The 12565-nt window shown below is 61.2% G+C and carries 14 protein-coding genes; 5 read left to right on the top strand and 9 right to left on the bottom strand.

What is annotated here, in order from left to right; all coding sequences use genetic code 11:
* The first annotated feature begins 4 nt into the window (after positions 1-4).
* Positions 5-802 carry a carnitinyl-CoA dehydratase gene (locus tag NIT7645_RS13710; protein ID WP_008561091.1) on the top strand — a complete coding sequence of 266 codons (798 nt, stop codon included), beginning with the start codon at positions 5-7 and terminating at the stop codon, positions 800-802.
* Between the two features lie 8 nt (positions 803-810).
* Here NIT7645_RS13710 and NIT7645_RS13705 read toward each other — a convergent pair whose 3' ends face one another.
* Positions 811-1446 carry a class I SAM-dependent DNA methyltransferase gene (locus tag NIT7645_RS13705; RefSeq protein ID WP_008561003.1) on the bottom strand — a complete coding sequence of 212 codons (636 nt, stop codon included), beginning with the start codon at positions 1444-1446 and terminating at the stop codon, positions 811-813.
* A 73-nt stretch (positions 1447-1519) separates the two neighbouring features.
* Between NIT7645_RS13705 and NIT7645_RS13700 the strand changes: the two genes are divergently transcribed.
* Entirely contained in the window at positions 1520-2407 is an 888-nt protein-coding gene (locus NIT7645_RS13700; RefSeq protein WP_037303013.1) for an SDR family oxidoreductase, read from the top strand.
* Here the strand turns inward: NIT7645_RS13700 and dxs are convergent.
* The 6 genes from dxs to NIT7645_RS13670 all read right to left on the bottom strand — a co-directional run bounded on the left by dxs (position 2404) and on the right by NIT7645_RS13670 (position 7739).
* The gene (gene dxs, locus NIT7645_RS13695) at positions 2404-4332 is read right to left on the bottom strand and encodes a 1-deoxy-D-xylulose-5-phosphate synthase (RefSeq protein ID WP_050687292.1); all 1929 of its coding nucleotides are present in this window, start codon (positions 4330-4332) and stop codon (positions 2404-2406) included. The genes NIT7645_RS13700 and dxs overlap by 4 nt on opposite strands.
* Positions 4333-4379: 47 nt before the next feature.
* Positions 4380-5264, bottom strand: coding sequence for a polyprenyl synthetase family protein (locus tag NIT7645_RS13690; protein ID WP_008559708.1), 885 nt, complete (start codon positions 5262-5264; stop codon positions 4380-4382).
* 3 nt (positions 5265-5267) lie between these two features.
* On the bottom strand, positions 5268-5525 hold the full coding sequence (locus NIT7645_RS13685; protein WP_008562988.1) for an exodeoxyribonuclease VII small subunit: 258 nt from the start codon (positions 5523-5525) through the stop codon (positions 5268-5270).
* Positions 5522-6448, bottom strand: a complete 927-nt coding sequence (locus NIT7645_RS13680; protein WP_008562335.1) for a histone deacetylase family protein — start codon at positions 6446-6448, stop codon at positions 5522-5524. The genes NIT7645_RS13685 and NIT7645_RS13680 overlap by 4 nt, the downstream gene beginning before the upstream one ends.
* Before the next feature lie 80 nt (positions 6449-6528).
* Positions 6529-7230, bottom strand: coding sequence for a response regulator (locus NIT7645_RS13675; protein ID WP_008559332.1), 702 nt, complete (start codon positions 7228-7230; stop codon positions 6529-6531).
* A complete protein-coding gene (locus NIT7645_RS13670; RefSeq protein ID WP_008559286.1) occupies positions 7227-7739 on the bottom strand; it encodes a MarR family winged helix-turn-helix transcriptional regulator in 513 nt (170 codons plus the stop codon). Before NIT7645_RS13670 ends, NIT7645_RS13675 begins: the two co-directional genes overlap by 4 nt.
* Before the next feature lie 159 nt (positions 7740-7898).
* Between NIT7645_RS13670 and NIT7645_RS13665 the strand changes: the two genes are divergently transcribed.
* Positions 7899-8765, top strand: coding sequence for a branched-chain amino acid aminotransferase (locus NIT7645_RS13665; protein ID WP_008560626.1), 867 nt, complete (start codon positions 7899-7901; stop codon positions 8763-8765).
* Between the two features lie 112 nt (positions 8766-8877).
* Here NIT7645_RS13665 and NIT7645_RS13660 read toward each other — a convergent pair whose 3' ends face one another.
* Complete coding sequence (locus tag NIT7645_RS13660) at positions 8878-9306, bottom strand: organic hydroperoxide resistance protein (RefSeq protein WP_008560584.1); 429 nt, start codon at positions 9304-9306, stop codon at positions 8878-8880.
* 133 nt (positions 9307-9439) lie between these two features.
* Here NIT7645_RS13660 and NIT7645_RS13655 point away from each other — a divergent pair, with 133 nt between their 5' ends.
* Positions 9440-9940: a MarR family winged helix-turn-helix transcriptional regulator gene (locus tag NIT7645_RS13655; RefSeq protein WP_008561954.1), complete on the top strand. Its 501-nt coding sequence runs from the start codon at positions 9440-9442 to the stop codon at positions 9938-9940.
* A 44-nt stretch (positions 9941-9984) separates the two neighbouring features.
* Here the strand turns inward: NIT7645_RS13655 and NIT7645_RS13650 are convergent, their stop codons facing one another.
* On the bottom strand, positions 9985-10920 hold the full coding sequence (locus NIT7645_RS13650) for a DMT family transporter (protein WP_037302610.1): 936 nt from the start codon (positions 10918-10920) through the stop codon (positions 9985-9987).
* Positions 10921-11016: 96 nt separating this feature from the next.
* On the opposite strand from NIT7645_RS13650, the gene NIT7645_RS13645 reads away from it, so the two are divergent.
* Positions 11017-12525 carry a malonate--CoA ligase gene (locus NIT7645_RS13645; RefSeq protein WP_008560615.1) on the top strand — a complete coding sequence of 503 codons (1509 nt, stop codon included), beginning with the start codon at positions 11017-11019 and terminating at the stop codon, positions 12523-12525.
* Positions 12526-12565 lie beyond the last annotated feature (40 nt).

Here is a 12565-nt window from a genome sequence, read left to right as displayed (position 1 = left end):
CGACATGAGTGAAGACACCGGCAGCAGCCCCGTGAAAACCCGCCGCGACGGCGCCATTCTGGAAGTGACGCTGGACCGACCCAAGGCCAACGCCATTGATCTGGCGACCAGCAAGGTCATGGGTGAGGTCTTCCGCGATTTCCGCGACGATCCTGACCTCAGGGTGGCAATCCTGACGGGTGGGGGAGAGAAGTTCTTTTGCCCCGGTTGGGATCTGAAAGCGGCGGCTGACGGTGATGCGGTGGATGGCGACTATGGTGTCGGCGGGTTCGGTGGATTGCAGGAGCTGCGCGACATGAACAAGCCGGTGATTGCCGCGGTGAACGGGATCGCCTGTGGCGGCGGGCTGGAGCTGGCCCTGTCTGCGGACATGATCATTGCTGCCGATCATGCCACCTTTGCGCTGCCGGAAATCCGCTCTGGCACCGTGGCGGATGCAGCCAGTGTGAAACTGCCCAAACGCATTCCCTATCACATCGCGATGGAGCTATTGCTCACCGGGCGCTGGTTTGATGCAGAAGAGGCCAACCGCTGGGGGCTGGTGAATGAGATCGTGGCAGCGGACCAGCTGATGGATCGCGCTTGGGAACTGGCCCGTCTCCTGGCCTCTGGCCCGCCGCTGGTCTACGCCGCAATCAAGGAAATCGTGCGCGATGCCGAGGACAGCAAATTCCAGGACGCCATGAACCGGATCACCAAACGCCAGTTGCGCAGTGTTGATGTGCTTTATGATAGCGAGGATCAGCTGGAGGGTGCGCGCGCTTTTGCCGAAAAACGCGATCCGGTGTGGAAAGGGCGCTGATCGCCGTCTCAGACCTTTGCAAATACAGCGACAAGGGCAGTGTCCGCGCGATGGATGCCCTTGGCCGCAGAGCCGTAGATTGCCACTTCCGGCAACCGCAGATCCCTGATCCAGCCACCGCGTTGCAAGCGGTGCAACGCGTCGTCAAAACCGGAGGCCGCCGCAAACCGCGCGTTGATGGCCAGGGCGAAAATCGCGTCAGGACGAGCCACCCGCAGGAGGGTTGGCAAGGCCTCCGGTCCGACGTGGCCATGGGTGAAGGTGCCAGAGGATACCAAACCGCAATAGGCCCCCTGTGGCACCGGGATACCCTCTGTCAGGTCGGCTTCGATCACATCGCGATACACATCCTTGCGCAGCGCCTGTGCCAGCATGTCGGGGCTGATGTCGGTGGCGTCAATCGGGCCAAGGTTCTGCTTTGCAAGGGCAACCCCGCATAATCCAGTACCGGCCCCCACATCGAGAACCGGCCCCCTGCCACCAGCGGCCGCAAAAACCAACGCGACCTGTTCGGGCAGGATGTAGTCTGTTTCGCTCGCAAAGCCGCTGTCGTAGGTCTCTGCCCAATCTGCATAAAGGGCACGCGACTGCTCCGGGCCCGCAAGCCCGTATGCTGCATCCACATCAATCGGTTTTTTGTCCATGGACCCAGCAAATGCGCAATCGGCAGAGGAATCAACCCTTGCACCCAAACAGGCCCGCGCGCATCTATGGGGCATGACAAAAACACTGCTCTGTCTTGGATTTGGCTATACTGCCCGCGCATTGGCCCCCCAGCTGCTTCAGGCGGGCTGGAAGGTTATTGGCACCACCCGATCAGCAGATGATGCCGTGCCCGTCCACGGGGTCGAGTTGATCACCTGGCCCGGTGCCCCCCTTTCTCTGGATGGGGTGACCCATATCCTGTCGTCCGTCGGGCCAACCGCAGAGGGGGACCCGGTGTTGAACGACCTGGCCGACGCTCTGGCAGAGGCAGCGCAGGGCGATACGCTGGAATGGGTTGGCTATCTCTCGACCACTGCGGTCTATGGCGACCATGATGGCGCCTGGGTGGATGAGGACACCGCCGTCACCCCGTCCAGCCAGCGTGGCCGCTGGCGCGCTGCGGCGGAAACAGGTTGGCAGACCATTCCCGACCTGCCACTGCATATCTTTCGTCTCGCAGGGATCTATGGTCCCGGTCGCGGCCCGTTTGCCAAGCTGATGGCAGGGAAGGCGCGGCGCATCGTGAAGCCGGGACAGGTGTTTTCGCGCATTCACGTCGATGATATCGCACAGGTTCTTGCCGCTTCGATTGCGCGGCCCGATCCCGGTGCGATCTACAACCTCTGTGATGATGATCCCGCCCCGCCGCAGGATGTGCTGGGCTTTGCGGCCGAGCTGCTGGGCCTGCCTGTCCCTGCCGAAGTCCCCTTTGATGAGGCCGGCATGACGCCTATGGCGCGCAGCTTCTATGGCGAGAACAAGCGCGTCAGAAACCAGCGCATCAAAGATGATCTGGGGGTGGATCTGCTCTACCCCAGCTACCGCGAAGGCCTGCGCGCCGTCCGCGCTGCCGAAGATCTGGAAACCTTCGTTCCCCCGCAGGAGACGACGGGGGTTTAGGCCCGTTTCTCTCCAATCGTCGCCACGCCCAGAACCTCCAGCACCTTGGCTTCGATCTGCGGCGCGTTCATCGCCGCGATCTCATACATGTCCGCCGGGCTGGCCTGATCGATGAAGGTGTCGGGCAGCACCATGGAGCGGAACTTCAGCCCGCTATCAAAGACGCCTTCCTCCGCCAGAAGCTGCGCCACGTGTGAGCCAAAGCCCCCGACTGCGCCCTCTTCGATGGTGATGAGTGCTTCGTGATCGGCAGCCAGCTTCAGGATCATGTCGCGATCCAGCGGTTTGGCGAAACGGGCGTCCGCGATGGTTGGGGTGATCCCCTTGGCAGACAACGCCTCGGCGGCCTTTTTGACTTCGCCCAGACGGGTGCCGAACGACAGGATCGCCACGCGTTTGCCGTTCTGGATCATCCGGCCTTTGCCGATTTCCAAGACCTCAGGCACCTCTGGCATATCGACGCCTTCGCCCTCACCCCGTGGATAGCGGAAGGCGATGGGGCCGTCATCATAGGCCGCAGCGGTGGCTGTCATATGCACCAACTCTGCTTCATCGGCGGCGGCCATCACCACCATGCCGGGCAGGTTTGCCATATAGGCAATGTCGAAACTGCCCGCATGGGTTGCCCCATCCGCGCCCACCAGACCCGCACGGTCGATGGCAAAGCGCACCGGCAGGCGCTGGATCGCCACGTCATGCACCACCTGGTCATAACCGCGCTGCAGGAATGTGGAATACATCGCGCAGAACGGTTTCATCCCGCCAGCGGCCAGCGCGGCGGCAAAGGTGACGCCATGCTGTTCTGCGATGCCGACGTCAAAGGTGCGCGAGGGGTAGCGTTCGGCCATCAGGTTCAGGCCGGTGCCATCGGGCATCGCTGCGGTGACGGCGCAGATCTTGTCATCCTCGGCCGCCAGCCGCACCAGTTCCTTGCCAAAGACAGCGGTATAGGAGGGCGCGTTTGAGGGCGCTTTCTTCTGTTCACCGGTCACCATGTCGAATTTGGCAGTGGCATGGCCCTTGTCGCGGGCGCGTTCCGCCGGGGCATAACCCTTGCCCTTCTTCGTCAGCACATGGATCAGGATCGGACCGGTGGCACGAGCCTTCACGGTGCGCAGCACTGGCAGCAGCTGGTCCATATCGTGGCCATCAATCGGCCCGAGATAGGAAAAGCCCAGGCTTTCAAACAAAGTGCCGCCAACGGCCATGCCCTTCAGCATGTCTTTGGCGCGCTTGGCACCTTCGCGGAAGGGTTCCGGCAGCAAGGAGGCAGCGCCCTTGGCCACCGCCTTCAGCTCCTGAAACGGTTCCTCGGCATAAAGCCGCGACAGATAGGACGACAGCGCCCCAACGGGGGGGGCAATCGACATCTCGTTGTCGTTCAGAATGACAATCAGCCGCTTGCCCAGATGGCCTGCGTTGTTCATCGCCTCAAACGCCATGCCGGCCGACATCGACCCGTCGCCAATGACGGCAATCGCATCGCCATTGCCCTCGGGGATTACACCGCCCAGGTCGCGCGCCACCGCAAAACCAAGCGCCGCGCTGATCGAGGTAGAGCTATGCGCGGCGCCAAAAGGATCGAAGGGTGATTCCGAACGTTTGGTAAAGCCGCTCAGCCCGTCCTTCATCCGCAGGGTGCGAATGCGGTCGCGCCGTCCAGTCAGGATCTTGTGCGGATAGCACTGGTGCGAAACATCCCAGATGATCTTGTCCCGCGGTGTGTCAAACACCGCGTGCAGCGCGGTGGTCAGCTCGACGACCCCCAGACCTGCGCCCAGATGTCCACCAGTCACTGAGACGGCGGAAATTGTTTCCTGCCGCAGTTCCTGCGCGACCTGCGTCAGCTGCGCATCGCTCAAGGATTTCAGATCCGCAGTGCGGGTGATCTGATCCAGAAGAGGGGTCTGGGGCCGGTCTGACATGGCAGCTCCTTGGGCGTGTTGCTTTGGCGGTGCACGCATTGTGCGGCTCAGCTATCGCGCGAGATAACGAAGCGCGCGGCTTCCTTCAAGGTTTCGGCGGCACTGCCATACGGGCTCAGCGCATCACAAGCCTGTTCCATCAAGGTTCTGGCGCGATCCTTGGCAGCGTCCAGCCCCAAGAGCGAAACAAATGTGGCTTTGCCTGCATCCGCATCCTTGCGGACCGCCTTGCCGACCTTGGCGGCATCGCCTTCTACATCAAGGATGTCGTCGGCAATCTGAAAAGCAAGGCCAAGCGCATCGGCATAGCGTCGCAGCGGTGCCTCATCCGCGCCAGCCATGACCGCGCCCGCAGTGGCAGACCAGGAAATCAGGCAGCCCGTCTTGCGGTTTTGCAGCCGTGTGATCTGATCAAGATCCAGTGGCGTGGTGGCGGTTTCCGCAGCAATGTCCAGCATCTGTCCGGACACCATGCCATCCTTGCCAGAGGATTGGGCCAGTCCGCGGATAAGCACCAGTGCATGGGGACCGATCTTGGGGTCGGCCAGCAGTTCAAAGGCAAAGGTCTGCAGGCTGTCACCAGCCAGAACCGCCATCGCCTCATCCCATTTCTTGTGCACAGTGGGCTGGCCGCGACGCAGATCGTCGTCATCCATGCAGGGCAGATCATCATGCACCAGCGAATAGGCATGAATGCACTCGATCGCCAGCGCGGCCTCAAGTGCTGCATCATCGTCAACACCGTGCAGGCGTGCGCTTTCCAGAACCAGAAATCCGCGCAGCATCTTGCCGCCGGTAATGGCGTAACGCATCGCGGCATGCAGCGGGTCATTCCCACCCAGCCGGGCCTCCATATGGGCCGTGATCCGGGACTGTGCCTCTTTCAGAGCCTGCGCAAACGGGCGGCTCTGTGCATCTGCAGCAGCAGCCATGTCTCAGCCGGCATCCAGCGGCTGGGTGCCGGTCGGTGCGCCCTTGGCGTCAAGCGTGATCGCAGCCACTTTTTCCTCAGCCCGCTTAAGCTCATCTTCGCAGCGTTTCTTGAGGGCTGCGCCACGTTCATAAAGGGCGATAGACGCATCCAGCGCCACGTCACCGCGCTCCAGCTGATCCACTACAGTTTCAAGCGCGCGCATCGCCTGCTCAAAGCTCAGTTCTTCAACGGGGGTTTCGGGACTGGTGGTGTCGGTCATGTGCCTGCCTCTATCAGTTCTTCCGCGTGGGCCTTGGCCGATGCGGCCAGGGCGTTCAGATCATATCCGCCCTCCAAAGTCGAGACGATACGACCCCCGCAAAGCTCCTGTGCGAGAGAGCAGAGTTCGCGGCTCAGCCAGCGAAAATCCTCTGTGCTCCAGGCCAGTTCGGCCAATGGATCATCCTGATGGGCGTCAAAACCTGCAGAAATAATAATCAGCTCGGGTTTAAAGGCCCGCAAGCGTGGAAAGGCCTGATCGACATAGGCGGCCTTCATCTGCACGCCGCCCGAGCCGGGTGGTAGGGGCAGGTTCAGGATCTGGCCATGGGCGCCGTCTTCCTCTGGTCGGCCCGATCCGGGCCAAAGGGGCATCTGCTGGCTGGAAATGAACAGCGCGCGTGGTTCGTCCCACAACAGATCCTGCGTGCCATTGCCGTGGTGCACATCAAAATCCACCACCGCCACACGGGCCAGACCGTGGTGATCCAGCGCATGTTTGGCGGCAAGCGCGGCATTGCCGAACAGGCAAAACCCCATTGCGGTGTCGGTTTCGGCGTGATGCCCGGGCGGGCGCACGGCGGCAAAGGCGTTTTGCACCTCGCCGCTGAGCACCATATCCACCGCGCGCACGACAGCCCCCGCCGCGCGAAAGGCCGCATCCAGCGATCCCGGTGACATATATGTATCCGCGTCCAGCTGTACGCGACCGTCCTGTGGCACAGCATTGCGCAGATCAGCGAGGTAACTGGCCGGATGAATGCGCAGGATGTCGTCTTCCGCGGCCATCGGCGCGGTGACCCGTTTCAGCGCAAGTCCTTCCAGGGCGTGCAGCACATGCTCCAGACGGGCCACGCGCTCTGGGTGGCCATCGGGTGTCACGTGGTTCAGACAGTCAGCATGGGTGATCAAGGCAGTCGTCATCAGGGCCCCCCGTTTCCTTTTGCCAGAAATATCCCCGCCAGGGGCTCAAAGCGCCGCGTGGTGGTTGCAGGTCTGGTGGCTTAATCCGGTGCCAGCATATAACCCGCGCCCCGCACCGTCTGCAGATATTGCGGCTGTTTGGGGTTGGGTTCGATCTTGCGACGCAGACGGGTGATCTGAACATCAACAGCGCGTTCCTGTGCCTGACCGCGGTCGCGCCCCAGATCTTCGACCAGTTTGGTGCGGCTGACCGGTTCACCGGGGCAGGCGGAAAAGATCTTCATCAGCTGGCTTTCGGTGCCGGTCAGACGGATCAGCTCTTCACCCTGCCACATCTCGCCGCGTTCAATGTCATAGCGGATCGGCCCCAGATGCAGGACCTTGGGGGCTGCGTCCTTGGCCGTGGGTTCAGGCATGCGGCGCAGGATCGCGTTGATCCGCAACAACAGCTCCTTGGGCTCAAAGGGTTTCGCCAGATAGTCATCCGCGCCCGCTTCCAGCCCTTCAATACGATCCTCGGTCTCTCCCTTTGCGGTCAGCAAAAGGATCGGCGTGCTCATGGTTTCGCGCAGCGCGCGGGTCAGAGAGATGCCATCTTCGCCGGGCATCATCACATCCATCACGATGAGATCGAAATCGAGCCCTGACAGCACCCGACGCGCATGGGCAGCATCACGCGCTGCGGTCACCAGAAAACCGGCGCGCATCAGGAATTTCTTCAACAGGCCACGAATGCGCTCATCGTCGTCGACGATCAGCAGATGGGAATCGAAATTGCTCATGCGCCGGTCTCCCGCAATTTCGCATAGGCGCGACGCATGTCGGAATCCATCATTGCTTCCAGAACCCGTTTGAAACCCTGCACTGCCTCTGGGCCTGCATCCTTGTACGCGGCGCGCATGCGGGCGCGCTGCGCATCCGACAGGCTGGTTTCCAGCGCACGTCCCTTGTCCGTCAGAAACAGATGGCGTTCGCGTTTGTCGGTCACACCCACGCGGCTTTCAACCAGCCCGTCGCTGATCAGGGCACGCAGCACCCGGTTGAGCGATTGCTTGGTGACACCCAGGATCGACAAGAGATTGTTGACGGTCGTGCCAGGTGCGCGATTGATAAAGTGGATCGCCCGGTGGTGCGCGCGCCCATAGGCCATCTCGGCCAGGATCCGGTCCGGATCTGCTGTGAACCCGCGATAGGCAAAGAACATTGCCTCAATGCCTTGCCGCAACTGCTCATCCGTCAGAAACAGCAGGCTTTCGCCGCCAAATCCCTGCCCTGGTCGCCCTTCTGCCATGGGTGTCTCCCTTTTGTGCTTGGGTCATTTTAAGTCAGCCTTGTTGACATTCCAAGTCTGAAGATGTATCGAATCGCAGGTTTAGCGCAACTTTATGTCCGGACCGGTCGTAATTGGCGCAACATTTGAAAATTGGGCGAGGCTTAAGGAGGGTGCGCCATGGCGGGATACGAAGATCGTGACGGTTTGATCTGGATGGATGGCGAGATGGTCGAATGGCGTGATGCCAAGGTCCACATCCTGACCCATGCCATGCATTATGCCTCCTCCGTCTTTGAGGGTGAGCGCGCCTACAACGGCAAAATCTTCAAGAGCCGCGAGCATTCCGAGCGTCTGATCGCCAGCGCAGAGGCGCTGGATATGCCGATGCCCTATACCGTCGACCAGATCGAGGCGGCAAAGGAAGAAACGCTGAAGGCCTCTGGCCTGCAGGACGCGTATGTGCGTGCAATCGTCTGGCGTGGTTCTGGCGAAGACATGGGTGTCGCGTCGGCGAAAAACCCGGTCCGCATGGCCATCGCGGTCTGGGGATGGGGCGCATACTACGGCGACGCCAAGATGAAGGGTGCCAAGCTCGACATCGCAGAATGGAAACGCCCAAGCCCGGAAACCATCCCGGTTCACGCCAAGGCGGCGGGTCTCTACATGATCTGCACCATCTCCAAGCACAAGGCGGAGGCCAAGGGCTGCTCGGATGCGCTGTTCATGGACTATCGCGGCTATGTGGCAGAGGCGACCGGCGCAAACATCTTCTTCGTGAAGGACGGCGAGGTTCACACACCAAAGCCCGACTGCTTCCTGAATGGCATCACCCGTCAGACCGTGATCGGCATGCTGAAAGACCGCGGCATCACCGTGCATGAACGCCACATCATGCCGGAAGAGCTGGATGGGTTTGAACAATGCTGGCTGACAGGCACCGCAGCCGAGGTCACACCGGTTGGCGAGATTGGTCCGCACCGTTTTGAAGTCGGAGAGCTGACCCAGGAGATCGCCAAAGCATATGAGGAACTGGTGCGCAGCTGATCGCGGCCCAGTTTCGGAAAATGCAAAAGCGCGGAGATGTCTCCGCGCTTTTTCTGTTTAAATCCCCACCTGCCTGAAAGGCAGGTGGGGGCCGTATTCGGATGGGTAGGTCTCAGACCAGTTCGGTGGTCACAACCACATTGCCACGCACCGCGTTGGAATAGGGGCAGATCTTGTGACCCGCATCCGCAACGGCCTGTGCTTCTTCCGGGCTGAGGCCGGGCAGGGCAACCTTGAGGGTGACAACCAGGCCAAACCCGCCCTCATCGCGGGGACCGATGCCAACTTCGGCTGCAACCGAGACGTCATTTGGCACTTTTGCCAGCTGATCGTTCTGGCTGGTCGCGAATTTCATGGCGCCGATGTAGCAGGCCGCATAGCCGGCCGCAAAGAGCTGCTCTGGGTTGTTGCCTTCGCCTTTGCCGCCCATTTCCTTGGGCGGATCCAGATCAATCACCAGATCGCTGCCCTGAATGGTGGCCTTGCCATCGCGACCGCCGGTGGCAGTGGCAAATGCGGTATAGACGGGTGAAACGCTCATATCAGGATCCTTTCCTGTCGGGGTGGCATGCGGGCGGCGCCTCGCATATTTATATCGTGCACGACATAAAGTGGGGCGTCTGTGTCGAACGTCAAGTGTTGCGGACGCATCGTGTGCGACCTAAATCAATAAAATGACCCAGACGCCGAACAAACCCATCAGCCATGCCCCCGCTCAGGGACAGCAAAACCAACCGGCCATACCGCCGGATGGACCTGAAATTTCCGACCTGCTGTGTTTTGCGATCTATTCCGCCAACCATGCGCTGACCCGGCTATACCGCCCGCTCCTCGCGCCCCTTGGGCTGACCTATCCGCAGTATCTTGTCCTGATCTCGCTTCGGCACAATCCCGGTCAGACCATCAAGGCGCTTGGCCAGCAGCTGGATCTTGAGACCAACACCCTTACCCCTCTTCTGAAAAGGATGGAGGAGGCAGAGCTGCTGCGACGTGTTCCCAATCCACAGGATGATCGCAGCCGGTTGCTGGAGCTGACAGAAACAGGTGCAGAGCGGGCCGCCAAAGCGGGAGAGATCACCGCCTGCATCGTTGAGGGTATGGGGGGCGATCTGGAAGAGCTGCTGGATCTGCGCGACCGGGTGAATGCCCTGCGCTCCCGGATGGGGGCAACCTGACCCCAGGCGACTGGCGCATGAGCCAGCTGCCGGTTTGCGGCGGTTCAGCCTTTGGGGTCGGTGACGGCGCGCGCCTTGCCACGTTCCAGGCCCAGGCGGCTTTCGCGCCAGATCACCAGAACATTGCCGACAATCACCAGCCCCGCCCCCGCCAGCATGACGAGCGTCGGCAGTTCGTTGAACCAGACATACCCCAGCACAATGGCAAACAGCATTGATGAATAATCATAAGGTGCCAGCATCGACGCGGGTGCAAAGCGGTAGGACGACGTCACCAATATCTGCGCAACCCCACCTACCAGTCCCGCGCTGATCAACAGGGCAAGCGTGGCCGGATCAGGCCAGACCCACCCAAAGGGGAGCGTGCACAGTGACAGCAGCGAGGCTGTCAGGGAGAAATAGAACACGATGGCAGCGGTGTGCTCTGTCATCACCATCCGGCGGATATGTATTTGCACCAGCCCGCGGGCCACCGTTGCGATCAGGATCAGGATGGCCCCCAGCGTTGCCGCATCTCCCAGATCACCGCCCCCCAGCCGAGGCCATAGCATCACCAGAACCCCGATCAGGCCAATGGTAACGGCGGTGATACGGATCAGACGGATCCGCTCACCTAGTAGCAGCGCGGCCAGAATCAGTGTGAAAATCGGCGTGGCATAGCCAATCGCCGTCACCTCAGGCAGCGGCAGCATCCCCAGCCCCATGAACGTCATTCCCATCGCGGTTGTGCCCAGAAGACCGCGCAGAAAATGCTTGCCCGGATGCGCGGTGCGCAGTCCGCGGCCCAGTTCCTTGCGCATGGCAAGCCACACCAGGATAACGGGAATTGCGAAAAACGATCGAAAGAACACCGCTTCACCAGCAGGGACAACATCGGATGTCGCCTTGATGATGGCCGACAGACCTGTGAACAGGCCAATGGCTGCGACCTTCAGCGCAATGGCGCGGCCCGGTTGATGCGATGTTAAGGAACTCGACATGCGCAGACCCTGCGCCCTTGCACCGGAAAGTGCAACGGGTTGATTTTTCCAGCCCGCAGTGTCCAAGGTCGCCCTACCCGCAAGGAGAGAGTTCCAATGTATGATGCCAACCCCCTGATCCAGCATTTGCGCGCCGCCTCTGTCGGGCGTGAAGACGCGGTGTTTGCCACCCAGCCCAAGACGGCTGGCGGTGATGTCACTTTTGGTGCGCTTTTTGCCCGCGCAGAACAGATGGCTGCGGCACTTGTTTCACGTGGAGTGGAACCGGGTGATCGGGTGGCGGTGCAGGTTCACAAATCGCTTGCCGCGATTGAGCTGTACCTTGGCACTGTCATGGCCGGCGCCATTTTCCTGCCGCTCAACACGGCCTACACCGATGCAGAGGTTGCTTATTTCATCGCAGACGCAACACCGCGTGTCTTTGTGTGTGATCCGGATCGCGAAACCGGTCTGCGCGAGGTGGCAGGCGCGGCAGAGATTGTCACGCTCGACAGGAACGGGCAGGGCACGCTCAGTGTTTTGGCAGATGGTCAGGGCGGTTTTGACCCGGTGGCGCGGGAGGCAGATGATCTTGCGGCGATTCTTTATACTTCCGGCACGACGGGGCGGTCCAAGGGGGCCATGCTCAGCCATGCCAACCTCTATTCCAATTCGCTCACCCTGCGGGATTATTGGCAGTTCACGTCAGATGATGTGCTGATCCATGCCCTGCCGATCTTTCACACCCACGGGCTGTTCGTGGCGACCAATGTGGCGCTTTTGTCCGGGGCGTCGGTGGTGTTCCTGCCGGGGTTTGATGGTGAGGCGATTCTGAACGCCATGCCGGGCGCGACGGCGTTGATGGGGGTGCCGACCTTTTACACCCGCCTTCTGGCCGATCCGCGGCTGACGCGCGAGCGTGCCGCCAATATGCGCCTTTTCATCTCCGGCTCTGCTCCCCTGTTGGTCGATACCCACGAACAATGGGAGATGCGGACTGGTCACCGTATTCTCGAACGCTACGGGATGACCGAAACCAATATGAGCACGTCGAACCCCTACAAGGGCGAGCGTCGCGCAGGCACCGTGGGCTTTCCTCTGCCGGGCGTGGAGGCGCGGGTGATGAAAGAGGGGGGCGAGGTGCCAACCGGCGAAATCGGCGTGCTGGAAGTGCGCGGCCCGAATGTGTTTCAGGGCTATTGGCAGATGCCAGAAAAGACAGCCGAGGAACTGCAGGCGGACGGCTGGTTCATCACGGGTGACATGGCAAGGATCGACGCCGACGGCTACGTTACCATTGTCGGGCGACAGAAGGATCTGGTCATCACCGGTGGCTTCAATGTCTACCCCAAGGAGGTCGAGAGCCTGATTGATGACCTGCCCGGGGTTCTTGAAAGCGCAGTGATCGGCGTGCCGCATCCGGATTTCGGCGAGGCGGTGGTCGCTGTGGTGGTGCCGGAGGGTGAGGGCACCAGCGCGGAAGCGATAACGGCCGCGCTCTCAGGCCAGTTGGCCAGGTTCAAACAGCCCAAGGAAATCATCCTGCTGGATGCGCTGCCACGCAACACAATGGGCAAGGTGCAGAAAAAAGCCCTGCGCGAGGAATATGCGGGGCTGTTTGCTTGAGGGGCAACGCCCGGCCCGGCGGGGGCGGGACGGGCGCTGC

This window comes from Phaeobacter italicus, assembly GCF_001258055.1.
GTDB lineage: Bacteria > Pseudomonadota > Alphaproteobacteria > Rhodobacterales > Rhodobacteraceae > Phaeobacter > Phaeobacter italicus.
Note: the sequence above shows the minus strand (reverse complement) of the source record. Positions and strands in the feature narration are given on the sequence as shown.

Coding starts and splice junctions, on each gene's coding strand:
- NIT7645_RS13710 (WP_008561091.1), top strand. CDS start 5: ATGAGTGAAGACACCGGCAGCAGCCCCGTGAAAACCCGCCGCGACGGC.
- NIT7645_RS13705 (WP_008561003.1), bottom strand. CDS start 1,446: ATGGACAAAAAACCGATTGATGTGGATGCAGCATACGGGCTTGCGGGC.
- NIT7645_RS13700 (WP_037303013.1), top strand. CDS start 1,520: ATGACAAAAACACTGCTCTGTCTTGGATTTGGCTATACTGCCCGCGCA.
- dxs (WP_050687292.1), bottom strand. CDS start 4,332: ATGTCAGACCGGCCCCAGACCCCTCTTCTGGATCAGATCACCCGCACT.
- NIT7645_RS13690 (WP_008559708.1), bottom strand. CDS start 5,264: ATGGCTGCTGCTGCAGATGCACAGAGCCGCCCGTTTGCGCAGGCTCTG.
- NIT7645_RS13685 (WP_008562988.1), bottom strand. CDS start 5,525: ATGACCGACACCACCAGTCCCGAAACCCCCGTTGAAGAACTGAGCTTT.
- NIT7645_RS13680 (WP_008562335.1), bottom strand. CDS start 6,448: ATGACGACTGCCTTGATCACCCATGCTGACTGTCTGAACCACGTGACA.
- NIT7645_RS13675 (WP_008559332.1), bottom strand. CDS start 7,230: ATGAGCAATTTCGATTCCCATCTGCTGATCGTCGACGACGATGAGCGC.
- NIT7645_RS13670 (WP_008559286.1), bottom strand. CDS start 7,739: ATGGCAGAAGGGCGACCAGGGCAGGGATTTGGCGGCGAAAGCCTGCTG.
- NIT7645_RS13665 (WP_008560626.1), top strand. CDS start 7,899: ATGGCGGGATACGAAGATCGTGACGGTTTGATCTGGATGGATGGCGAG.
- NIT7645_RS13660 (WP_008560584.1), bottom strand. CDS start 9,306: ATGAGCGTTTCACCCGTCTATACCGCATTTGCCACTGCCACCGGCGGT.
- NIT7645_RS13655 (WP_008561954.1), top strand. CDS start 9,440: ATGACCCAGACGCCGAACAAACCCATCAGCCATGCCCCCGCTCAGGGA.
- NIT7645_RS13650 (WP_037302610.1), bottom strand. CDS start 10,920: ATGTCGAGTTCCTTAACATCGCATCAACCGGGCCGCGCCATTGCGCTG.
- NIT7645_RS13645 (WP_008560615.1), top strand. CDS start 11,017: ATGTATGATGCCAACCCCCTGATCCAGCATTTGCGCGCCGCCTCTGTC.